Here is a 1,449-nt window from a genome sequence, read left to right as displayed (position 1 = left end):
GAACTACTGGGCCGAGCACCGCGACGAGATCGCCACGCGCTGGTACGCCTGGCAGACCAAGTAGCGCCATAGCAAGCCGGGGCGCGGCAAGCCGCGCCCCCTTCGGGACGACGGGAACCGCTCGATGCAAGCACACTCCCTCAGCCGCGGCTCGATTGCCGGCCTGCCGGCCGGCAGCGGCGGCGCCCTGCCGGCCCTGGTGCTGGTCGGCCTGTTCTTTGTCGTGCCGGTGGTCGCGCTCTTGCTGCGCAGCGTCACCGATCCCGAGCCCGGCCTGCAGAACTATGCCGCGCTGTTCGGCAGCGGCACTTATGTGCGGGTGTTTCTCAACACCTTCCTGGTCGCGGCCGTCGTCACCGTCGTAACCATCGTCGTCGCGTTTCCGGTCGCCTGGATGCTGGCGATCATGCCGCCGGCGCTCGGTTCGGTCGTCTTCGGCATCATCATCCTGTCGATGTGGACCAATCTCCTCACCCGCACCTATGCCTGGATGGTGCTTTTGCAGCGCACCGGTGTGATCAACCGGGCGCTGATGGGGCTCGGCGTCATCCAGGAGCCGCTGCCGCTCATCAACAATTTGACCGGTGTCACCATCGGCATGGTCTACATCATGCTGCCGTTCATGATCCTGCCGCTGGTCGGCACGCTGAGCGCCATCGATCCGATGACGCTGCGCGCCGCCGCCCTTTGCGGCGCGAGCCCGTCGCAGGCATTCCGCCGCATCCTGCTACCGCTGTCGCTGCCCGGCATCGCCGCCGGCGGGCTGATGGTCTTCGTCATGTCGCTCGGCTATTTCGTGACGCCCGCGCTGCTCGGCGGCACATCGAACATGATGCTCGCCGAAATGATCGCCCAGACGGTGCAGTCGCTGCTCAACTGGGGGCTCGGAAGTGCTGCGGCCTTCGTGCTGCTCGCCGTCACCATGGTGCTCTACGCGATCCAATTGCGCATGGTCGGCGCCAGGCGCCTCGCCGGAGGGCTCTAAGATGCTGCTCGACTACGACCGGCTCGGATGGCTGCGTGCGGCGCTCGCCGGCTTCACTGCGCTCATCGCAGCTTTCCTTCTGTTACCGGTGGTCTTCATTGTCCTGTTGTCGTTCGGCTCGTCGCGCTGGCTGGCCTTTCCGCCACCTGGCTGGACGCTGAAATGGTATCAGGAACTGCTCGCCGACCCGGCCTGGGTCGACGCCGCTTTGACCAGCGCCAAGATCGCCGCGATGGCCGCCATCCTCGCGGTTCTGATCGGCCTGCTCGCCTCCTTCAGCCTGGTCAGGGGCGAATTTCGCGGCCGGCAGCTCCTGCGCGGCCTGCTGCTGACGCCGATGGTGCTGCCGGTCGTGGTTTTCGCCATCGCCATCTACGCCTTTTTCCTGCGCATCGGGCTCGCCGGCACGACGATCGGTTTCGTCATCGCCCACACCATCCTGGCGCTGCCCTTCGCCATCATTC

General features: G+C 66.3%; 1 protein-coding gene and 1 pseudogene. Both read left to right on the top strand.

Annotation, left to right across the window (positions count from 1 at the left end):
- Positions 1–124: 124 nt before the first annotated feature.
- Positions 125–985 carry an ABC transporter permease gene (locus EOA32_RS37140; RefSeq protein ID WP_128374304.1) on the top strand — a complete coding sequence of 287 codons (861 nt, stop codon included), beginning with the start codon at positions 125–127 and terminating at the stop codon, positions 983–985.
- Between the two features lies 1 nt (position 986).
- Positions 987–1,449: pseudogene (locus EOA32_RS37135) on the top strand (ABC transporter permease); the annotation flags it as partial.

This window comes from Mesorhizobium sp. M1A.F.Ca.ET.072.01.1.1 (genome assembly GCF_004023325.1).
Classification (GTDB): Bacteria; Pseudomonadota; Alphaproteobacteria; order Rhizobiales; family Rhizobiaceae; genus Mesorhizobium.
The sequence above is the reverse complement of the archived record's forward strand: the minus strand, read 5'-3'. Positions and strand labels throughout refer to the sequence as shown.